Source organism: Dermabacter sp. p3-SID358 (assembly GCF_025147465.1).
GTDB lineage: Bacteria > Actinomycetota > Actinomycetes > Actinomycetales > Dermabacteraceae > Dermabacter.
The window spans coordinates 202,033-223,510 of the sequence record NZ_JALXOZ010000001.1 but is presented as its reverse complement, the minus strand read 5'-3'; the positions used below and the strand labels follow the sequence as shown (position 1 = coordinate 223,510).

Genomic DNA, 21,478 nt, shown 5'->3' with positions numbered 1-21,478 from the left:
GGTGCGGCACGCGCCCACTGTGGGGTGAGGGTGGAGGAAACAGGCTGGGCGTCCCGGTTTTGGCGTGTGGTGTCGGTTTTGTCCACCCTTGTTTCTGATTGCGGCGGGGGGCCGCACGGGTGAGGTACGTTTAGTTACGTCAATCCGGTAAGAGAAGGGGAGGGGCGACGGGGGAGGGAGAGGCGAGACCAGAGCGGGGGAGAGCGGAGTGAAACCCCCACAACCCCTAGGCAATTCGGGGAGTGGTTGTTGGATTGGTCACCTCGGGTCGGTGAGAGGGGTTTGCGGAGTCGATTTCATTGACCCTACTGCGCGTGGGCCGCTAGGCTAGTGAAGGTGTGCGCAGTGTGCCCACACATGTTTCTGTACCAACTACTACCTGTCCCGACGGAGCCATTTACTACATGACCACCAACAACGCACCTCAGATCGCCATCAACGATATCGGTAGCGAGGAAGAACTTCTCGCCGCTATCGATTCGACCATCAAGTACTTCAACGATGGCGACATCGTCGAGGGCACCGTCGTCAAGGTTGACCGGGACGAGGTTCTTCTTGACATCGGCTACAAGACCGAGGGTGTCATTCCCTCCCGCGAACTCTCGATCAAGCACGACGTCGACCCCGATGACGTCGTCGAGGTCGGCGACGAGGTCGAGGCGCTCGTTCTCCAGAAGGAGGACAAGGAAGGCCGCCTGATCCTCTCGAAGAAGCGCGCGCAGTACGAGCGTGCGTGGGGTTCGATCGAGGACATCAAGGAAAACGAGGGCGTCGTCACCGGTACCGTCATCGAGGTTGTCAAGGGCGGCCTCATCGTCGACATCGGCCTGCGTGGCTTCCTTCCCGCTTCGCTCGTCGAGATGCGCCGCGTGCGCGACCTTCAGCCTTACATTGGCCAGGAGCTCGAAGCGAAGATCATTGAGCTCGACAAGAACCGCAACAACGTCGTGCTCTCCCGCCGCGCCTACCTCGAAGAGACCCAGGCTTCGGTTCGCACTGACTTCCTCCAGACGCTCCAGAAGGGGCAGGTCCGCGAGGGCCACGTGTCCTCGATCGTCAACTTCGGTGCGTTCGTGGACCTCGGCGGCGTTGACGGCCTCGTTCACGTCTCCGAACTCTCCTGGAAGCACATCGACCACCCGAGCGAGGTTGTCGAGGTTGGCCAGCCCGTCAAGGTCGAGGTTCTCTCGGTTGAGATGGATCGCGAGCGCGTGTCGCTCTCGCTCAAGGCCACTCAGGAAGATCCGTGGCAGCTCTTCGCTCGCACTCACGCCATCGGCCAGGTTGTGCCGGGCAAGGTGACGAAGCTCGTTCCGTTCGGCGCGTTCGTCCGCGTCGAGGACGGCATCGAGGGCCTCGTGCACATCTCCGAGCTTGCACAGCGCCACGTCGATCTGCCCGAGCAAGTCGTGAGCGTTGACCAGGAGGTCTTCGTTAAGGTCATCGACATCGACCTTGAGCGCCGCCGCATCTCACTCTCGCTCAAGCAGGCGAACGAAGGCGTCGACCCCGAGGGCGACGACTCGACGTTCGACCCCGCGCTCTACGGCATGGCCGCTGAGTACGACGAGAACGGCGAGTACAAGTACCCCGAGGGCTTCGATCCCGAGACCAACGAGTGGCTCGAGGGCTACGAGGAACAGCGCGAGGCCTGGGAGGCCGACTACGCACGTGCTTACGAGCGCTGGACTCAGCACAAGGCTCAGGTTGCCGAAGCTGCGAAGGCCGACGCCGAGGCTCAGGCTGCCGCTCCGGCTGCCGCTGAAGCTGCGCCGACCTCGTTCCAGTCCTCCTCGAGCGACGAAGGCACTCTCGCTTCCGACGAGGCTCTTGCGGCACTTCGCGAGAAGCTCACGGGCAACAACTGAAAGTCATGATCGCTTAGCGATCTCACGAAAGCGCTCCTCGTTTTGCGAGGGGCGCTTTCGCCTTTAACCTGAATGACATCGGCAACGGGCACGCGCCCGGGCCACGTCTCATACGCGAAAGGGCACCTGTGCTGAATTGGATGACCGCGGGGGAGTCGCATGGCCCCTCGCTCGTGGCACTGATCGACGGTTTCCCCGCTGGAGTCGAGATCACGCACGACACGCTGCGGGCTGCTCTTGCGCGGCGCCGACTCGGCTACGGCCGCGGCGCCCGTCAGAAATTCGAACAGGACGAGATTCGCATCCTTTCGGGTGTGCGCCACGGGGTTACGCTCGGCTCGCCGATTGCGGTAGAGATCAAGAACACCGAGTGGCCGAAATGGGAGAAGGTCATGAGTGCCGATCCCGTTGCGCGCGAGGATCTTCTCATCGATGCTGGAACAGGCGACGAACGGGAGATCGCAAGGAACAAGCCTCTGACGAGACCGAGGCCCGGCCACGCGGACCTTGCTGGCATGGCAAAGTATGGGCACGCCGATGCGCGAAACGTCCTTGAGCGCGCGAGCGCCCGCGAAACGGCCGCAAGGGTCGTAGTAGGTGCGCTGTGCGAGGCGTTTCTCGAGCAAGCCGCAGGCATCGGGCTCGTGTCGCACACTCTCCAAGTGGGCTCTGCCCGAGTCCCGGAGGGGGCTGAATTGCCGACGCCTGCCGACGGCTCCGCCCTTGACGATGATCCTTTGCGCTGCTTCCACGCCGAAACCTCGGAGGCGATGGTTGCCGAGGTCGATGCCGCGAAGAAGGACGGCGATACGCTCGGCGGCATCATTGAAGTACTCGCGTACAACGTTCCCGTGGGCCTCGGCTCTCACACGCAGTGGAATCGCAAGCTCGACGGTCGCCTCGCTCAGGCTGTCATGAGTATTCAGGCGATGAAGGGCGTCGAAATCGGTGAGGGATTCAGCAACGCGGCACGGCGAGGGAGTCTCGCCCACGACGAAATTCTGCTCGGCGGGCGCGGACCGGCGGGCACCCACCGCGCGTCGAACCGCGCAGGCGGCACCGAGGGCGGAATCTCGAACGGCGAGCTCATCGCCGTGCGCGGCGCACTCAAGCCCATATCGACGGTGCCACGGGCTCTGCGAACGATCGATATGTCTACCGGCGACGAGGCAACGGCAAATCACCAACGTTCCGACGTGTGCGCCGTCGCTCCCGCTGCGGTGATTGCCGAAGCCATGGTCGCCATCACACTCGCGGAGGCACTTCTCGAGAAGGTCGGCGGCGATAGCGTTGGCGAGATTGCCCCGCGCGTGGAAGAAATTCGCGAGCACGCCGCGGCATACGGCGCGGGTGCCTCCTGATGTCTCCGGACCAGGGTACGCGGCTGACGCGGCTGCGCGCGGTCGAGTTCCACGAGCAAGGTCCAAGGCTCGTGCTCGTTGGCCCCATGGGGGCGGGCAAGAGCACGGTCGGCCGCCTCGTTGCGACCGCGCTCGACGTCCCTTTCCTTGATTCCGATGCCGAGATTGAACGCGAAGCCGGGCAAGCCATCCCCGAGATATTTGCCGAGAGGGGAGAGGAACATTTCCGTGTCTTGGAAGAGCGCGTTATCGCGCGCCTTCTTGCTGAGCACGATGGCGTGCTTGCCCTCGGCGGAGGTGCGGTGACTACGCCCGCGACGCGCGCGCGGCTTAATCGTGCACCGGTGGTGCGACTCGTGCTTGACCCGGCGCTCGCGAAGAAGCGAATCGGCAACGGCAAGGGCCGCCCCGTCCTCGCGGGGGAGGATCCGCTAGCAAGATGGATCAAGGTCAGCCGTGAACGTGAACCGTTTTTTGCCGAGGTCTCGACGTGGGCCCTCGATACCAATGACATTTCGCCCGAGGAACTCGCAAGCACCCTCGTTCGCGAGCTCTGCAGGCGCTAATCGGCCCACAAAAGCGAAGGGAAGAATCGTGACTACCCACAAATTCGTATCCACGACGCGGATCACCGTAGGCGCCGGAGTCAAGGCTTACGAGGTCACGGTGGGGAGGAGTCTCGCGGGTGCTATTGTTTCCGCGGTTCCGGCGCATGTGCTGCGTGTTCTGGTTGTTTATCAGGAACCGGTGGAGCAACTGGCACGTGAACTCACCATGGCGCTTGAGTCCGACGGCCGCAAGGCCTTCAGGGTCGCCATCCCTGACGCGGAACAGGCCAAGGGAATCGACACTCTCGCGGAGCTCTGGCGCGTTTTGGGAACGAATGACTTCACTCGAAGCGACCTCATTATCGGGGTCGGTGGAGGAGCAGCGACTGATCTCGCGGGATTCGCAGCCGCGACGTGGCTGCGAGGAATCGACGTGATTCACGTGCCGACGACCGTTGCGGGCATGGTCGATGCCGCTGTAGGGGGTAAGACCGGCATCAACACCGCCGAGGGGAAGAACCTCGTTGGCGCTTTCCATGAGCCTCTCGCGGTGTTTGCCGACCTCGATGCACTCGACGCTCTTCCGGCGCACGATGTCTCCGCGGGGCTTGCGGAAGTTGTGAAAGCGGGGTTCATCGCTGACGAGCGTATTCTCGAGATCATCGAGCACGAGCCCCGCCGCGTTCGGAATACGCGTACACCAGAGTTCGAAGAGATCATGACTCGCGCGATCCGAATCAAAGCCGATGTGGTGAGCGATGACCTCACTGAAAAGGGTCGCCGCGAAATTCTCAATTACGGCCACACCCTCGGCCACGCGATCGAACGCCACGAGCAGTACACGTGGCGCCATGGTGACGCGGTCGCCGTCGGAATGGTGTTTGCGGCCGAGCTCTCCCACCGTACCGGTCACCTGAGCCTTGGCCTTCTCGAGCGCCATCGCTCTATCCTTGAGTCTCTTTCGCTCCCCACGTGCTATCGCGAGGGTCAGTTTGGTGCCCTTCGAGAAGCCATGGCCCGCGATAAGAAGGCGCGTGGGGAGATGCTACGTTTCGTCATTCTCGAGGCTGTGGGCACACCCATTCGCCTCGAAGGGCCCGAAGAGCAGCTACTCGAGGAGAGCTACCGCGCGATAGCCGCATAGGAGCGAAAGAAGGCGCTTGTCGGGCGCAGGCATCTACGGCTCCACCTCGGGCGGATGTTCGAGAATGTCTCGAGCGAGGTCGTCGTTATCGATGTTCACAACGGGAATCGCCCCCGTCTCGATGGCGACACGGCGGCGCTCGGCCTTGCGGATACGCCGAGCAAAAGCACGAAGCTGGCTCGGACTCATCGTGACGGTGAGATCGGGGGCCTTGGTGGGAAGACTCCACTGCTTCCACTGCGCGAAAATGGCGAGCAAGGTTCCGCACGACGCGGCGATCAGAACGGTCCAGGCGGGAAGATCAAAGAGATAGACGAGCCACGTAAGGATCGATGTGACGAGGGCAGCCGTCGCATAGAGCGGGCCGCCACCAAACACGATGGGGATACGCCCAACGGAAATATCTCGGATCACGCCACCACCGATCGCGGACGTGACGCCGAGCATGACCGCGGGCAGCGGTGAAAGCCCCACGAGCATAGATTTTGCGGTGCCGATCGCCGCCCAGAGGCCGAGTGCGATGCAGTCGAGAACCGTCGTGGTGTGGCGCCACATGGGCCCCTCTGACGAGGCGATATAGGCGATGGCCGATCCCGCCAGGCCCACGGTGAGGTACAGAGGATTCGCGAAGGCAGCGGGGATGCCGTAGTTGAGGATGAGATCGCGGATGATGCCACCGCCCAACCCCGAGATCACGCCAAGAACTGCGTAGCCGACGGCGTCGAAGTGGAGCCGGCGAGCGAGAGCGCCCCCGACGATCCCCATGACAAACACGCCGATGAGGTCGATGGCGATGAGCAGTTGATTTGTGAGGAGGAAGTGATCGGGCGTGGTGTTCACTCCACTAATCTAGGGGAGCGGGCCGAGCGCCAGAAGCCCGTTGTTGCTGAACTCTCTCAGTAGTAGGAGTGAATTCACATGACGCACGTTCGCGTTCCCGATGCCCCTCGCGGGCTGCGCCGGATCGGGCTTACTGGAGGAATCGGTTCTGGCAAGTCCACCGTCGGAAAGATGTGGGCGCGAAAAGGGCACCACGTTCTTGACTTGGATGCCCTTTCGAGGGCCGTTCTTGATCAGCCTGGGGAAGGGCTCGACGAGGCGATGGCGCGTTTCGGTGAGCAGTACCGTGATTCGACGACGGGGACCGCTGACCGCGGTGCGCTCGCAACGCTCGTGTTCAACGACCCTGCAGCACGCGCCACACTCGAGAGCATCGTGCACCGGCACATGTGGGCTGAGGTTGCGCGGCTCGAAGCTCACCTGGCGCGGAGCGCACCTGAGGGCATTCCCCTCCTCGTGGTCCACGACTCGCCACTTCTTCTCGAACTTGGGCATGACGACCACTACGACGCGATCGTTGTTGTGTTGACACCCGAGGAGGAACGGATAGGGCGTGTGGTCCGAGAGCGCGGCAAGTCCCGCGACTACGTCGAAGGCGTGATCAGGGCGCAGGTGAGCGATGAAGAGCGCCGCGAACGGGGCGATATATTCATCGACAATGCGGGAGCTACCGATCAGCTTGAGGAACGTGCCGACGCCGCCCTTGCCGAGGCATGTGGCCTTATCGAGAGTCGTCTCGACGCCATTGAATAAGTCCCGAGCGATAGGCTAAACGTATGCGTCCCGTCACTGAACTCACCCGCGCGGTCAAGCCATTCGAAGTCGTCTCGGAATACAAGCCCGCGGGCGACCAGCCAAAGGCCATTGAGGAACTTGCCGCCCGCATCAACGCAGGCGAACAGGATGTGGTTCTTCTCGGTGCGACGGGCACGGGCAAGAGCGCGACCGCGGCGTGGCTGATCGAGAAACTTCAGCGCCCCACGCTCGTGATGGCACACAACAAGACCCTAGCGGCGCAGCTCGCGAGCGAGTTTCGTGAACTTCTCCCGCACAACGCGGTCGAATACTTCGTGAGCTATTACGACTATTACCAACCTGAGGCTTACGTCCCGCAATCAGATACGTACATCGAGAAAGATTCCTCGATCAACGCCGAAGTGGAGCGCCTTCGTCACAGCGCGACGAATTCACTTTTGACTCGCCGCGACGTTGTCGTCGTGAGCTCGGTGAGCTGTATCTATGGTCTCGGTACGCCGCAAGAGTACGTGGATCGCATGGTCCGCCTCCACGTGGGCCAGCAAATCGAGCGCGATGATCTACTTCGCCAGTTCATCGACATGCAGTACGACCGCAACGATATTGCGTTTGTACGGGGCACATTCCGCGTTCGCGGCGACACCGTCGAGATCATCCCGATGTACGAAGAGCTCGCGATCCGCATAGAGTTCTTCGGCGACGAGATCGACACGCTTTACACGCTGCACCCGGTCACGGGAGAGGTCATTCGCGAAGAAGAGCAGATACACATCTTCCCCGCGTCGCACTACGTCGCGGGCCCAGAGCGACTTCACCGCGCAATCAAAGACATCGAAACGGAACTCGCCGAACGCCTCGAAGAACTCGAAGGGGAAAACAAGCTTCTTGAGGCACAGCGGCTTCGCATGCGCACAACCCACGACATCGAGATGCTCCGACAAACCGGAACGACGAACGGGGTCGAGAACTATTCGCGGCATTTCGACGGCCGCGGTCCCGGAACACCCCCAAATACACTTCTCGATTACTTTCCCGAAGACTTCGTCCTGATTATCGACGAGTCGCACGTGACAGTGCCGCAGATCGGTGCGATGTTCGAAGGCGACCGCTCCCGCAAGCGCACGCTCGTGGACTTTGGTTTCCGCTTGCCCTCGGCCCTCGATAACCGGCCGCTGCGTTTCGATGAGTTCATTGAGCGTACGGGGCAGACCGTGTATCTGTCCGCCACACCAGCCGAGTACGAACTTGAGCGCGCAAATGGCTACGTTGAGCAGATTATTCGCCCCACTGGTCTCGTGGATCCCGAGGTGATCGTCAAGCCAGTGCGCGGGCAAATCGACGACCTCCGCGCCGAGATTGAGAAGCGCGTGGAGAAAAACGAACGCGTCCTTGTCACAACGCTCACGAAGCGAATGGCGGAGGACCTTACCGACTTCCTCCTCGAAAATGGTGTGCGCGTGCAGTACCTGCACTCTGACGTGGATACGCTTCGGCGCGTCGAGCTTCTACGCGAGCTGCGCCAGGGTGAATTCGACGTGCTCGTGGGAATCAACCTTTTGCGTGAGGGTCTCGACCTTCCCGAGGTATCTCTCGTGGCGATCCTCGATGCCGATAAAGAGGGCTTCCTTCGCTCACGCACGTCGCTCATCCAGACGATCGGCCGAGCCGCACGAAACGTTTCGGGCCAAGTGCACATGTACGCCGATACCATCACTGATTCGATGCGCGATGCGATCGATGAAACGAACCGCCGCCGTGAGATCCAGCTCGCGTACAACAAGGAAAACGGCATCGATCCACAGCCATTGCGTAAGAAGATTGCGGATGTCACAGACATGCTCGCGCGCGAAGACATCGATACCGAATCTCTCCTCGCCACCGATTACCGCAAGGGCAAAGACCGCATGAAGGGTTCTAGCTCGCCCAAGCGAGGTGGAACCACTGGCAATCGCGCGCTTGACCTGGGAGATAACCCCGAGAAGGCCTTGCGTGAGATGATCGAGGAACTGACCGCAAACATGCACGCGGCTGCCGAAAACCTTCAGTTTGAGGTTGCGGCCCGCATTCGAGACGAAGTGACGGAGCTCAAGAAGGAACTGCGGCAGTTCACCGGTGCCTAGGTCGAAATAGCAGCACAACCGGGTAGCATTGCCGGATCACTCCGTGCAGCGCCGCTCGGCCGACCGTTTTCGATCGCATGCAAGGAGACACCGCCATGCTTATTCGCACCGATGCCTTCGCCGAGGGCGAGGCCATTCCCGTTCGCTTCGCCGAGAATGCCGCACACGGCGAGAACATTCATCCCGGTCTCGCGTGGTCGCAAGTACCGGAAGGGACCCGTTCGCTCGCGCTTACCGTATTTGATCCGGATGCGCCAACAGGTTCGGGCTTTTGGCACTGGATCGCATTCGACATCCCCGCGAACGCCACGAGCATCGCGGAAGGAGACGCGCTTCCGATTGGAGCGTGCGAATGGACCAACGACTACGGATACGAAGGCTACGGAGGACCGTGCCCTCCCGAGGGACGCGTCCACCGCTACATCCACACCGTGCACGCACTTTCGTGCGAGAGGCTCGAGGTACCCGAGGGTGCGACGCAAGCCCAAGTTCGTTTCGCGATTTTTGCGAATCAGCTGGACTCCGCAAGTATCACCGGACGTTTCCAGCTCACGACGGCTCAGGGCTGAGAGCCGGTTTCACCAGCCGCGCTCGCGCCACTCGTCAAGGTGCGGGCGTTCGGCCCCGATCGTCGTGTCCTCGCCGTGACCCGGGTACACCCAAGTTTCGTCAGGCAGCACATCGAAGAGTCGATGTTCGACGTCGTCGATAAGCGACGTGAAGCGATCCGAATCGCCCTGCGTGGCGCCGACTCCTCCGGGGAAAAGTGAGTCCCCGGTGAACACGTGGGTACCGTCTGCCTGCCCCCAATAAATCACGGCGATCGATCCCGGGGTGTGGCCGCGTAACCCCACGATCTCGAGATAGTTCACGCCGACTCTGATGGTGTCACCGTGGGAAAGCGCCGTATCTGTCGGAGTCGGGATCTCCGGGGCGTCCTCTGCTCCTGCGAAAGTCTTTGCCTGTGTGGCCGCGCGCACTTGGCCGAGTGCACCCACGTGATCGTGATGCGAATGCGTGGTAAGTATCGAATCGAGTCGCGAGGTGGGGGAGCCCTCGCGGATAAGGCGCATGAGGCGCGGCGCATCGGCAGCAGCGTCGATGAGCAGCTGGGCGCCCGAGACCCTGCACGTGAGCAGGTAGGCATTGTTGTCGAGCGGGCCGACGGAAGCCTTGCGAATCACGAGGGAGCCGAGTGTTCGCACGTCGCTCGCTCCGCCGGTCGAGACATTTCCCGTGTACTGCCTTTTTAGGGTGCTCATGCTCACCATGCTAAGGCGGCGACCTTCGCTTTTCAGAACAGGCTCCTAGAATCGTCAGGGTGAGTGAAGCATTGATTGTGCGCGGTGCGCGCGAACATAACCTCAAGAATGTCGACATCGAAATCCCCCGCAATGCCCTCGTGGTGTTTTCCGGCCTTTCGGGTTCGGGGAAGTCTTCGCTAGCCTTCGACACCATCTTCGCGGAGGGCCAGCGCCGATACGTGGAGTCGCTTTCGAGTTATGCGCGGCAATTCCTCGGGCAAATGGACAAGCCGAAGGTCGAATTCATCGAGGGCCTTTCGCCGGCTGTCTCGATCGATCAGAAGTCGACCAACCGCAATCCTCGCTCAACCGTGGGCACCATTACGGAGATCCACGACTATCTTCGTCTCCTCTATGCGCGTACGGGAATCCAACACTGCCCGACCTGCGGGGCTGAAATCTCTTCGCAGAGTGCCGAGCAAATGGTGGATGCTCTACTCACCTATCCCGAGGGCACGCGCTTCCAGCTCCTTGCCCCCGTGGTGAAGGGGCGCAAGGGGGAACACTCCGATCTCTTGAGCTCGCTTCAAGCGCAGGGCTTCTCGCGTGCGCGCATTGATGGCGAGGTGATGCGCCTTTCGGGCGAAATTTCCCTTGCGAAAACGAAGAAGCATACGATCGAGGTCATAGTTGACCGCCTCGCGGTCAAAGACGGCTCGCGCACGCGTTTGACCGATTCGGTTGAGACCGCGACGCGACTTTCCGGTGGCGTTGTCGTCGCCGATTTTGTTGATGAGGCAGAAGGTACGCCGGGGCGCACGCGACGCTTCTCGGAAAAGCGTGCGTGCCCAAACGAGCATCCGCTCGAACTCGAAGAGATCGAGCCCCGGTCGTTCTCGTTCAACGCCCCCTACGGGGCGTGTCCCGAATGCGCGGGAATCGGCACAAGACTCGAGATTGACCCCGACCTTGTGGTGCCCGATGAGTCGGCGACGCTCGCCGAAGGGGCGATCGCCCCGTGGACTCTCGGGAGCGCCGATCACCACCAGCAAGTGATGAGCGCACTCGCGAGCGAGCTAGGTTTCTCGATGGACACGCCATGGAAGGACTTGCCCGAAAAAGCAAAAGACGCTCTGCTGAACGGCCATAACTTCAAGGTCCACGTACGCTATCGCAATCGTTTCGGCCGGGAGCGTCGCTATTCGACCGGCTTCGAGGGCGTCATGTACTACCTTAAGCGCAGGCACGAGGACACCGAATCTGATTGGGCCCGCGAGCGCTACGAGCAGTTCATGCGCAACGCGCCCTGCCCCGTGTGCGATGGCCGCAGGCTGAGGCCTGAGGTTCTCGCGATCACCGTTGGCGGAAAGTCAATTGCAGAGTTCTCCGACCTCCCGATCGGCGAAGCAAAGGCGTTTCTCGAAGGTGTGGAGTTTTCCGATCGCGATCTCACGATTGCCGACGAGATCCTTCGCGAGATCCACGCTCGTCTCGGCTTCCTCGTGGACGTGGGCCTCAACTACCTGAACCTTTCGCGCGCCGCGGGTACCCTCTCGGGCGGTGAGGCACAGCGCATCCGTCTCGCCACCCAAATTGGTTCGGGCCTCGTGGGCGTGTTGTACGTGCTCGATGAGCCTTCGATCGGTCTCCACCAGCGTGACAATCAACGCCTCATCCACACCCTCGTGCGACTCCGCGATCTCGGCAATACGCTCATCGTTGTCGAGCACGATGAGGACACGCTTCGCACGGCTGACTGGATCGTCGACATCGGGCCGAAAGCAGGCGAGTATGGCGGCGAGGTCGTGTATTCGGGTCCCTACGAAGGGCTTCTCGAGGAGCCGCGCTCAATCACCGGTCAGTATTTGAGCGGTGAGAGAGCGATCGAGGTTCCGAAGGAGCGACGCAAGATCGATCGCGATCGCGTTCTGAAGATCGTCAACGCGCGCGAAAACAACCTTCAGAGCGTGAACGTCACCGTCCCACTCGGGCTTCTCACCGCCGTGACTGGCGTCTCTGGATCGGGCAAGTCGACACTCGTCAACGACATTTTGTACCGCGTTCTCGCGAAGAATCTCAACCGCGCTCGCGTAGTCCCCGGTCGGCACACGCGCGTCGAGGGCCTCGAAAACCTCGACAAGGTCGTGCACGTTGATCAATCACCGATTGGTCGAACCCCTCGCTCCAACCCGGCGACCTATACGGGAGTGTGGGATCGCATCCGCACGCTTTTTGCGCAAACCGCCGAGGCGAAGGTCCGCGGCTATAAAGCAGGCCGCTTCTCCTTTAACGTGAAGGGCGGCCGCTGCGAAAACTGTGCGGGCGATGGCACTATCAAGATCGAAATGAACTTCCTCCCGGACGTCTATGTCAAGTGCGAGGTGTGCCACGGGGCGCGCTACAACTCGGAGACTCTCCAGGTGCACTTCAAGGGCAAGAACGTCGCCGAGGTGCTCGACATGCCCATTGCTGAGGCCGTGGAATTCTTTGAGTCGGTGCCTGCCATCCACCGCCAGCTCGCGACCCTTGTCGAAGTGGGGCTCGGCTATGTGCGCCTCGGGCAGTCTGCAACGACGCTTTCGGGTGGCGAGGCGCAGCGCGTCAAGCTTGCCGCCGAGCTTCACAAGCGTTCGAAGGGCCGCACGATCTACGTTCTCGATGAGCCAACGACCGGCCTGCATTTTGACGACATCAAGAAACTTCTCGCCGTGCTCCAGGGGCTCGTTGACAAGGGCAATTCGGTCGTCGTCATCGAGCACAACCTCGACGTCATCAAGAGTGCCGACTACCTGATCGACCTCGGACCCGAGGGAGGCAGCGGCGGCGGCCGCGTCATTGCTACGGGCACCCCCGAGCAAGTCGCGAAGGTCGAAGAATCGTTCACCGGGCAGTTCCTGCGGGAGCTTTTGTAATGGCTGACCCGGCAATGTACCGTCCGTCGCCGGGGTCTATTCCGACGGATCCCGGCGTCTATCGATTCCTCGATCCTGACTCGAGGGTCATTTACGTGGGAAAGGCGAAAAACCTTCGCCAACGCCTCAGCAACTATTTCCAGGACATCGCTCACCTGCACCCCCGCACTCAAAAAATGGTGACGACAGCGAGCCAGGTGCAGTGGACTGTCGTGACGAGCGATGTCGAGGCGCTCACGCTCGAATACACGTGGATCAAAGAGTTTGACCCACGCTTCAACGTCAAATTTCGCGACGACAAGTCCTATCCTTTCCTTGTCGTCACGATGGGCAACGAGGTTCCCCGCGCGATGATCACGCGCAAGGAGCGCCATAAAACTGATCGCTCGTTTGGGCCGTACGCTCACGTGTGGGCGATTCGTGAGACCCTCGATCTTCTTTTGCGGGTTTTCCCCGTAAGGACGTGCACGCAAGGCGTCTATAACCGTGCGGAGCGCTCGGGACGCCCGTGTCTTCTCGGCTTCATCGGGAAATGCGCTGCGCCGTGCGTGGGTAATGTCAGCATTGAGGAGCACCGCGAACTCGCCGAAAACTTCGTTGCCTTCATGGACGGCAACACGGGCGCATTCGTCAGGGATCGACAAGCCAAAATGAAGGCCGCGGCGGCAGAGATGGATTACGAGGCCGCAGCTCGGTACCGCGACGATCTCGCAGCGCTCGAGAAAGTTATGGAGAAAAACTCCGTTGTGCTTTCTGACGCGACAGATGCCGACCTCGTCGCCCTCGAACTCGATGAGCTCGAGGCGAGCGTCCAGGTTTTCCACGTGCGCGGGGGGCGAATTCGCGGCCAACGTGGTTGGGTTGCTGAACTGCTCGATGATTCGGGTCCAGGTGAGCTCATGGAACGCGCGCTCACTCAGCTGTATGAGGGCACCGACACGAAACCGCCCCACGAAATTCTCGTCACGCACATGCCTTCGCGCCCCGAGGAAATCCTTGCGCTCCTCGGCCGTCAAAGTATTGACATCCGCGTACCCGCGCGCGGTGAGAAGAAAGCACTTCTCGAGACCGTGAGCGCGAATGCGAAGGAGGCTATGCGGCTTGGGAAGCTCCGTCGCACGGGGGATCTCACGTCTCGTTCGAAGGCGCTCGAAGACCTCGGCGAAGCACTCGGCATGGACAATGCTCCGCTTCGCATCGAATGCTTCGACATCTCCCACTCGCAAGGCACCAACGTCGTTGGTTCAATGGTCGTGTTCGAAGATGGTCTTCCGCGCAAGAGCGAATACCGGCGATTCTCGATTTCGGGGGAGGCCGCGAGAGACGATACCGCGAGCATGGAGGATGTCATGCGTCGACGCCTTCGCCACCATCTCGAGCAAAAGGAAGCACGCGAGAGCGGTGAGGTCGTCGACCCTTCTTCCACGCGCTTTGCCTATCCGCCAAACCTCATCATCGTCGATGGCGGTCTTCCCCAGGTCAATGCTGCCAAACGAGTCATGGACGAACTGGGCATTACCGATATCGCGCTCATCGGTATCGCGAAGCGCCTCGAAGAGGTATGGCTCCCCGATGATGATTACCCGTTGATTCTTCCGCGCACGTCGGAGGCGCTCTTTTTGATTCAGCGTTTGCGCGATGAAGCCCACCGCTTCGCGATCACGTTTCACCGTTCCAAGCGGGGGCGTTCGATGCAGGAGAGCGTGCTTGACGAGATTCCCGGACTCGGGCCGGGCCGCCGACGTGCGCTCCTCGACCGGTTCACGACCGTGGACGCCATCCGTGCGGCTCGACTCGAAGATCTTCAGAGTGTTCCCGGTATTGGTCCCTCACTCGCGGCAACCATCCACGCCGCACTACAATCCGAAGAGCGGGCCCCCGCGGTGAACATGACGACGGGAGAGATTCTTGAGTGACATTGATAAGGACTTGAGCAGCGCCGAAGCTGAGCAGGCGTCGGACCCAAGCGGCGTGTCCCCGGAGATCGTCATCATCACGGGACTCGCGGGCGCTGGTCGCGAAACCGCCGCGCATGCCCTCGAGGACATGGGCTGGTATGTCGTGTACAACATCGCGCCCCAGCTCATTCGCACGCTGTTTGACCTCCAGTCGCAGGCGGTGGGCCGCGCTAATCGGTTCGCAGTTGTGACCGACCCGCGCTCGGGTCCCTTCTTCAATGATCTCCCCGAGGTTATTCGGGACCTTCGCGAGCAAGAGGTGCGCACGCGACTCGTGTTCCTCAGCGCTGATCAAGAGACTCTTGTACGCCGTTTCGATTCGGTTCGCCGCCCCCACCCGCTGCAGGGTGAAGAGGGCGTTCTCGAAGGTATTCGCCGCGAACGAGAGCAGCTCGCTCCGCTTCGCCGCATGGCCGACATCGTCATCGACACCTCCCCGCTTAATGTTCACCAACTTTCGATGCGCATGCGAAGGGAGTTTGGTAAGGGCGACGACCACACTGTCACCGTCAACGTCATGAGCTTTGGCTTCAAGTATGGAATCCCCATCGAATCCGATTACGTCGCCGACGTCCGTTTTCTTCCGAATCCGTATTGGGTGCCGGAGCTTCGCGAGAAGCGCGGCGTCGATAAAGAAGTCGCCGACTACGTGCTTGAGCAGGCAAATGCGCAGGAGTTCATCGCTCGCTACGTCGACATGCTTATCCCCGTCCTTCGCGGCTACCGCGAAGAAAACAAACAATTCGCCGCTGTGGCGATTGGCTGTACGGGCGGGAAGCATCGTTCAGTCGCGATCGCCGAAATCGTTGGTGATGAGCTTCGCAAGCTCGGCTATCCCGTGCGTGTTCGGCACCGTGACCTCGGCCGGGAGTAGACGCCGTGACAGCCAACGTCCCTAGGCGCACGTCCTCTCTCATGCCCACGCCCCTTCGAAGCAGAACGCGTGGGCCCAGAGTCGTTGCTTTTGGCGGTGGTCACGGTCTTTCGGCGAGTCTCAACGCCTTACGCCACCTTACGCGGGATCTGACCGCGGTCGTCACGGTTGCCGATAACGGTGGGTCATCGGGCAGGTTAAGGGCCGAGATGCCGATTCTCCCACCCGGCGATCTTCGCATGGCGCTCTCGGCCCTGTGCGAAGATTCGGAGTGGGGGGTGACGTGGCGTGATGTCGTCCAACATCGCTTCACCTCGGAAGGCGAGATTCACGGACATTCGCTCGGCAATCTCCTCATCGTCGCACTGTGGCAGCTCCTTGATGATCCCATCGCCGCACTCGACTACGTCGGCGAACTCCTTGGAACATCGGGCCGAGTTTTACCGATGGCACTCGAACCACTCGATATCGAAGCTTTAGTGTCGTTCCCGGGGGAGAGGACGCGCACGATCCGAGGTCAGGCGGATGTTGCCGCAACGACAGGTCACGTTGAGGCCGTGCGAATCATTCCGCCCGAACCCGAGATCGCGACTGAAGTCCTTGAATCGATCGATGAGGCCGAATGGCTCGTGATCGGTCCGGGAAGCTGGTACACCTCGGTTCTTCCGCACGTCAAGATTCCCGAACTACGCGAAGCTATCACTCACACCAAGGCCCGCAAGGTACTTACGATGAACCTCGCAGCCGGTCGCTCAGAAACCGTCGGACTCACCGGTGTTGATCTCTTGAACATCGTGTGTGAGGCAGCACCGGATCTTTCTTTCGACGCACTCGTCGCTGACCCTTTCGCCGAGCGCGACGGGGGAGAGGCTCTCATCGAGGCCGCACGTGAACGCGGTATCGACGTGCTCATGCGCATGGTCTCAACGGGTGATGGAACCCCCACACACGACCCTCTTCGGCTCGCCACCGCGTACCGCGACGTGTTTAATGGCGTTTTCACCCACCCATGGAAGGACTGACATGGCCCTGACTTCCGATGTCAAGGAGGAGCTCTCCCACCTCGAAGTGTCGCGCGTGAGTGCGCGCAAGGCCGAGGTGGCGACCCTTTTGCGGTTCGCGGGAGGTCTTCACCTCGTGGGTGGACGCGTCTCCATTGAGGCCGAACTCGACCAGTCGGCGAGTGCGCGCAGGCTCAAGACCTACGTTGCAGATCTGTATGGGCACGCGAGCGAAGTCACGGTGCTCGCAGCGTCGGGGATCCGACGCTCGACTCGCTACATCGTGCGCGTTCTTTCAGACGGGGCGATGTTCGCCAAACAGACGGGACTGCTCGACGCACGCTCGCGGCCCGTTCGAGGCCTCCCACCCCTCGTCGTAGGCGGAAGCGCCGAGGATCAGGCTGCCGCGTGGCGCGGGGCGTTTCTTGCTCACGGAAGCCTCACCGAACCGGGTCGAAGTGCAGCGCTCGAACTCACGTGCCCCGGATCAGAAGTTGCGCTTGCCATGGTCGGCTCAGCGCGGCGGCTCGGGATCCAGGCAAAATCGAAAGAAGTGCGTGGAACCGACCGCGTTGTTATTCGCGACGGTGAAGCGATTGGCCAGATGCTGAAGCTCATGGGAGCTGAGAAAACGGCGGCGCTGTGGAATGACAAGCGCTCGAAGCGTGAAGTGCGTGCGACCGCCAATCGTCTCGCAAATTTTGACGACGCGAATCTGCGCCGCTCTGCACGCGCCGCCGTGGCCGCGGGAGCTCGTGTGGAACGTGCTCTCGAGATCCTCGGTGATGACATTCCCGACCACCTGCGTGCTGCGGGTCAGCTGCGCATCGAGCACCGTCAGGCGAGCCTCGAGGAGCTCGGCCAGCTGGCCGATCCTCCCATGACGAAGGACGCAGTGGCGGGAAGGATTAGGCGGCTTCTTGCCCTTGCGGATAAAACAGCGGAGGAACGCGGTATTCCGGGAACGGAGGCCAACCTTGGTCCCGAAATGTTAGATGAGGAATAGAAAAGCTGCGATAGAGGCGCCTTCTTGCCCAGGATTCTATGAGCCTCGCGTCACAGCGTTGATAGGGTTAAGGCAACCCGCAGATGCGGGATCCATGCGTACAACGAGGTGCGCGAAGCCCAGTCCCACACGGTGGAAATGCCGCCGTGCACCAAGGAGGAACTGTGACCGTAAAGGTTGGTATTAACGGATTCGGTCGTATTGGCCGTAACTTCGCGCGCGCTGCCTTCGAGCAGGGCGCCGACATCGAGATCGTTGCCGTCAACGACCTCACCGACACCAAGACCCTCTCGCACCTCGTGAAGTACGACTCGATTCTCGGCCGCTTCGAGGGCGAGGTCGAGTCCACCGAGGATTCGATCACCATCGACGGTAAGTCGATCAAGGTGTTCTCCGAAAAGGATCCGGCTGCAATCGACTGGGCCTCGGTTGGCGCTGAGGTTGTCGTTGAATCGACCGGCCTCTTCACCGATGCTGAAAAGGCGAAGGCTCACCTTGGCGACACCGTCAAGAAGGTCATCATCTCGGCTCCTGGCAAGAATGTTGACGCGACCTTCGTCGTCGGCGTTAACGAGGGCGACTACGACGCAGAGAACCATCACGTGGTTTCGAACGCTTCGTGCACCACCAACTGCCTCGCGCCGCTTGCCAAGGTTCTCAACGATGAATTCGGCATCGTCAAGGGTCTTATGACCACCGTGCACGCCTACACGGGCGACCAGCGCATCCTCGACGCGCCGCACAAGGATCTCCGCCGTGCACGCGCCGCTGCTCTCAACATCATCCCGACCAAGACCGGTGCTGCTGCTGCCGTTGCTCTCGTTCTCCCCGAGCTTAAGGGCAAGTTCGACGGCTACGCGCTTCGCGTTCCCACGCCGACCGGTTCGGTTGTCGACCTCACCTTCGAGGCCGAGCGCGAGGTTTCCGTTGAGGAGATCAACGCCGCCGTCAAGAAGGCCGCTGAGGGCCCGCTCAAGGGCGTTCTTGCCTACACCGAGGATCCGATCGTTTCGAAGGACATCGAGACCGATCCGCACAGCTCGATCTTCGACGCTGGCTGCACCAAGGTCATCGGCAACCAGGTCAAGGTCGTGTCGTGGTACGACAACGAGTGGGGCTACTCCAACCGCCTCGTTGACCTGACCGTCCTTATGGGCGAGAAGCTCTGATTCTCACCACCACTCACTCTTGAGTACCTCAACGAAGGGTCCGCGTCACGGCACCGCTGTGGGCGCGGGCCCTTCGTTCACCCGGGCTCTTTAGCCCCAACGGAGCGCGCAATCGCCGCCCCGCCCCCTTTCATGAGGATGTGACCCATGCTTAAGACCATCGATTCGCTAGGCGACCTCGCCGGCAAGCGCGTGCTCGTGCGAGCCGATCTCAACGTTCCGCTTGACGGCACGACCATCACGGATGATGGCCGTATCCGTGCCTCGCTGCCCACCATCAATGCCCTGCGCGAGAAGGGCGCGCGTGTCATCGTCACCGCGCACCTCGGCCGCCCGAAGGGCGCCCCGGATCCCAAGTTCTCCCTCAAGCCCGCTGTGGATCGACTCAGCGAGCTCCTCGGTGCACCTGTTGCCTTTGCGTCCGACACCGTCGGTGAAAGCGCCAAGCAGACCGTCGAGAACCTCAAAGACGGTGAAGTAGCCGTGCTTGAGAACGTCCGATTCAACGCGGGCGAGACAAGCAAGGATCAGGCTGAGCGCGAAGCTTTTGCGAAGGAACTCGCGGCGCTCGCCGATGCCTTCGTCTCCGATGGCTTTGGTGTTGTTCACCGCAAGCAAGCCTCCGTCTACGACGTGGCGCAGCTTCTGCCTGCCGCTGCCGGTTTCCTCGTGGAGAAGGAAGTCGAATCGCTGCGCAAGGTCACCGACGAGCCAGCGCGGCCGTTCGTCGTGATTCTCGGTGGCTCGAAGGTTTCCGACAAACTCGGCGTGATTGAGAATCTTCTCGGTAAAGCCGATCGCCTTCTCATTGGAGGCGGCATGAGCTACACCTTCCAGAAGGCGCTTGGCCACGAAGTCGGCAAGTCGCTGCTCGAAGAGGACCAGGTCGAAACCGTCAAGGGGTATCTCAAGCGCGCCGAGGAATCGGGCGTCGAGATCGTCCTGCCCGTCGACAACGTCGTGTCCGAGAACTTCGGCCCCGACGGCCCCGCGGACGTCGTTCCCTCGAGCGAGATCCCCGCGGAGAAGGAGGGGCTCGATATCGGCCCCAAGACCCGTGAGCTCTTCGCCTCGAAGCTCGGCGATGCAGGCACCGTGTTCTGGAACGGCCCCATGGGCGTGTTCGAATTCGAGCTCTACGCCGAGGGCACGAAGGCTATTGCCGAGGCGCTCGCGCAGTGCTCGGGTTACACGGTTGTTGGCGGCGGCGACTCCGCTTCCGCAATCCGCAACCTTGGCTTCGACGAAGCACGCTATTCGCATATTTCTACCGGCGGCGGAGCTAGCCTCGAGCTCATCGAAGGCAAGGAACTGCCGGGTATCGCCATTCTTGAGGAGAAGTGATGATGACACGCACACCGCTTATTGCAGGCAACTGGAAGATGAACCTCACCTACATTGAGGCGCAAGCCCTCCTTGAGGATCTCGTGGAGAACCTCAAAGAGGCTGGCCACAAGGCTGACGCCGTTGAGGTAGCCATTCTTCCTCCTTTCGTGGACATCCGTACCGTGCAGACCGTTCTCGATGGCTCGGATTCCGGCATCACCTTCGGTGGCCAGGACATCTCCGAGCACGAATCGGGCGCCTACACGGGCGAGGTTTCGGGAGCGATGCTCAAAGCTCTCGGAGCGACCTACGCGGCCGTTGGCCACTCGGAGCGCCGCCAGTACCATGGCGAATCCGAGCAGATTACGAACGCCAAGGTCAAGGCTGCCCTTGCCAATGAGCTTTCGCCGATCCTCTGCGTCGGTGAGCCTCTCGAGGAACGTAAGGCCGGTAAGCACGTTGAGTACACCCTCGCGCAGGTCGAGGGCGGCCTCGAAGGTCTTTCGGCCGATGAGGTCAAGAAGGTCGTCATTGCGTACGAGCCCGTGTGGGCGATCGGTACCGGTGAGGTTGCTACGAGCGAGGATGCCCAGGAAGTGTGCCATGAAATCCGCGACCTGCTCGCCACGAAGTTCGGCGAGGAAGTCGCAGATACCGTGCGTGTGCTCTACGGCGGCTCGGTCAAGTCGTCGTCCATCGTTGAGCTCATGCGGCAGGGCGATGTCGACGGCGCCCTTGTTGGCGGTGCGTCGCTCAAGGCCGACGAGTTCGCGAAGATCGCGACGTACAACATCGACTGATTGATATCGCTCACTTCGCGATAGTGAAGCTACGCGGCTCGGCTCTAGGCTGGGCCGCGTAGCGTATTGTTAACGTCGTTGCCCGTTTTTCAACCGAAGGACTCTCCCGGTCATGGAAATTCTGAAGATTGCACTCTTCGTTCTTCTTGCGATCACGAGCCTCCTGCTCATGATGTTCATCCTGATGCACAAGGGGCGTGGCGGCGGTCTTTCCGATATGTTCGGTGGCGGCATTTCAACCGGCGCGGGATCCTCGGGTGTTGCGGAACGCAACCTCAACATCATCACGACCATCGTCGGCGTGGTCTGGCTCGGTTGCGCGATCGGCATCGCCGTGGTCGAACGCTTCATTTAAGCACCTGCGGGTGCTTCGCGCTCGTAAGATCTAGGGCACTCAATCGCTTTGGCTCAGCCCCTTCGCTTTCGTGACACGGATTGACGTAGCTAGACGCGGGTTATTTCCTGAACGGAAACCGCCATTGAGCTACGTCAATCCGTTTCTGAGAGGAAGATGCCCCGTCTTGTGTGAGGTCGCAGCGGAAGAGCCGCCC

The 21,478-nt window shown here is 61.2% G+C and carries 18 protein-coding genes; 16 read left to right on the top strand and 2 right to left on the bottom strand.

Features of this window, described 5'->3' with window-relative positions; genetic code table 11:
- The first annotated feature begins 404 nt into the window (after positions 1 to 404).
- The 4 genes from rpsA (at position 405) to aroB (ending at position 4,921) form a co-directional block, all read left to right on the top strand.
- Complete coding sequence (rpsA, locus tag M3B90_RS01060; protein ID WP_259888198.1) at positions 405 to 1,868, top strand: 30S ribosomal protein S1; 1,464 nt, start codon at positions 405 to 407, stop codon at positions 1,866 to 1,868.
- Between the two features lie 128 nt (positions 1,869 to 1,996).
- Positions 1,997 to 3,229 (top strand): chorismate synthase, encoded by a 1,233-nt coding sequence (gene aroC, locus M3B90_RS01055; RefSeq protein ID WP_259888197.1) that lies wholly within the window; start codon positions 1,997 to 1,999, stop codon positions 3,227 to 3,229.
- Positions 3,229 to 3,795, top strand: coding sequence for a shikimate kinase (locus M3B90_RS01050; RefSeq protein WP_259888196.1), 567 nt, complete (start codon positions 3,229 to 3,231; stop codon positions 3,793 to 3,795). The genes aroC and M3B90_RS01050 overlap by 1 nt, the downstream gene beginning before the upstream one ends.
- Before the next feature lie 28 nt (positions 3,796 to 3,823).
- A complete protein-coding gene (gene aroB / locus M3B90_RS01045) occupies positions 3,824 to 4,921 on the top strand; it encodes a 3-dehydroquinate synthase (protein WP_259888195.1) in 1,098 nt (365 codons plus the stop codon).
- A gap of 33 nt (positions 4,922 to 4,954) precedes the next feature.
- On the opposite strand, the gene M3B90_RS01040 is transcribed toward aroB, so the two are convergent.
- Positions 4,955 to 5,761, bottom strand: coding sequence for a trimeric intracellular cation channel family protein (locus tag M3B90_RS01040; protein ID WP_259888194.1), 807 nt, complete (start codon positions 5,759 to 5,761; stop codon positions 4,955 to 4,957).
- A 78-nt stretch (positions 5,762 to 5,839) separates the two neighbouring features.
- On the opposite strand from M3B90_RS01040, the gene coaE reads away from it, so the two are divergent.
- The 3 genes from coaE to M3B90_RS01025 all read left to right on the top strand — a co-directional run bounded on the left by coaE (position 5,840) and on the right by M3B90_RS01025 (position 9,206).
- On the top strand, positions 5,840 to 6,514 hold the full coding sequence (gene coaE, locus M3B90_RS01035) for a dephospho-CoA kinase (protein WP_259888193.1): 675 nt from the start codon (positions 5,840 to 5,842) through the stop codon (positions 6,512 to 6,514).
- 23 nt (positions 6,515 to 6,537) lie between these two features.
- Positions 6,538 to 8,637, top strand: coding sequence for an excinuclease ABC subunit UvrB (gene uvrB, locus M3B90_RS01030; protein ID WP_259888192.1), 2,100 nt, complete (start codon positions 6,538 to 6,540; stop codon positions 8,635 to 8,637).
- 95 nt (positions 8,638 to 8,732) lie between these two features.
- Positions 8,733 to 9,206 (top strand): YbhB/YbcL family Raf kinase inhibitor-like protein, encoded by a 474-nt coding sequence (locus M3B90_RS01025; RefSeq protein WP_259888191.1) that lies wholly within the window; start codon positions 8,733 to 8,735, stop codon positions 9,204 to 9,206.
- Positions 9,207 to 9,215: 9 nt separating this feature from the next.
- Here M3B90_RS01025 and M3B90_RS01020 read toward each other — a convergent pair whose 3' ends face one another.
- Entirely contained in the window at positions 9,216 to 9,908 is a 693-nt protein-coding gene (locus M3B90_RS01020; RefSeq protein ID WP_259888190.1) for an MBL fold metallo-hydrolase, read from the bottom strand.
- A 50-nt stretch (positions 9,909 to 9,958) separates the two neighbouring features.
- Between M3B90_RS01020 and uvrA the strand changes: the two genes are divergently transcribed.
- From uvrA to secG, 9 genes are all read left to right on the top strand, one after another.
- Entirely contained in the window at positions 9,959 to 12,793 is a 2,835-nt protein-coding gene (gene uvrA, locus M3B90_RS01015; RefSeq protein WP_259888189.1) for an excinuclease ABC subunit UvrA, read from the top strand.
- On the top strand, positions 12,793 to 14,709 hold the full coding sequence (gene uvrC / locus M3B90_RS01010) for an excinuclease ABC subunit UvrC (protein WP_259888188.1): 1,917 nt from the start codon (positions 12,793 to 12,795) through the stop codon (positions 14,707 to 14,709). Before uvrA ends, uvrC begins: the two co-directional genes overlap by 1 nt.
- A gap of 13 nt (positions 14,710 to 14,722) precedes the next feature.
- The gene (rapZ, locus tag M3B90_RS01005) at positions 14,723 to 15,625 is read left to right on the top strand and encodes an RNase adapter RapZ (protein ID WP_259888276.1); all 903 of its coding nucleotides are present in this window, start codon (positions 14,723 to 14,725) and stop codon (positions 15,623 to 15,625) included.
- 41 nt (positions 15,626 to 15,666) lie between these two features.
- Positions 15,667 to 16,647 carry a uridine diphosphate-N-acetylglucosamine-binding protein YvcK gene (yvcK, locus tag M3B90_RS01000; protein ID WP_259888275.1) on the top strand — a complete coding sequence of 327 codons (981 nt, stop codon included), beginning with the start codon at positions 15,667 to 15,669 and terminating at the stop codon, positions 16,645 to 16,647.
- Between the two features lies 1 nt (position 16,648).
- Positions 16,649 to 17,632 (top strand): DNA-binding protein WhiA, encoded by a 984-nt coding sequence (whiA, locus tag M3B90_RS00995; protein WP_259888187.1) that lies wholly within the window; start codon positions 16,649 to 16,651, stop codon positions 17,630 to 17,632.
- Between the two features lie 164 nt (positions 17,633 to 17,796).
- Positions 17,797 to 18,801, top strand: coding sequence for a type I glyceraldehyde-3-phosphate dehydrogenase (gene gap / locus M3B90_RS00990; RefSeq protein ID WP_259888186.1), 1,005 nt, complete (start codon positions 17,797 to 17,799; stop codon positions 18,799 to 18,801).
- Between the two features lie 147 nt (positions 18,802 to 18,948).
- Complete coding sequence (locus M3B90_RS00985; protein ID WP_259888185.1) at positions 18,949 to 20,145, top strand: phosphoglycerate kinase; 1,197 nt, start codon at positions 18,949 to 18,951, stop codon at positions 20,143 to 20,145.
- Positions 20,145 to 20,927 (top strand): triose-phosphate isomerase, encoded by a 783-nt coding sequence (tpiA, locus tag M3B90_RS00980; RefSeq protein WP_259888184.1) that lies wholly within the window; start codon positions 20,145 to 20,147, stop codon positions 20,925 to 20,927. The genes M3B90_RS00985 and tpiA overlap by 1 nt, the downstream gene beginning before the upstream one ends.
- A 112-nt stretch (positions 20,928 to 21,039) precedes the next feature.
- Complete coding sequence (gene secG, locus M3B90_RS00975; protein WP_259888183.1) at positions 21,040 to 21,282, top strand: preprotein translocase subunit SecG; 243 nt, start codon at positions 21,040 to 21,042, stop codon at positions 21,280 to 21,282.
- Positions 21,283 to 21,478: the final 196 nt, after the last annotated feature.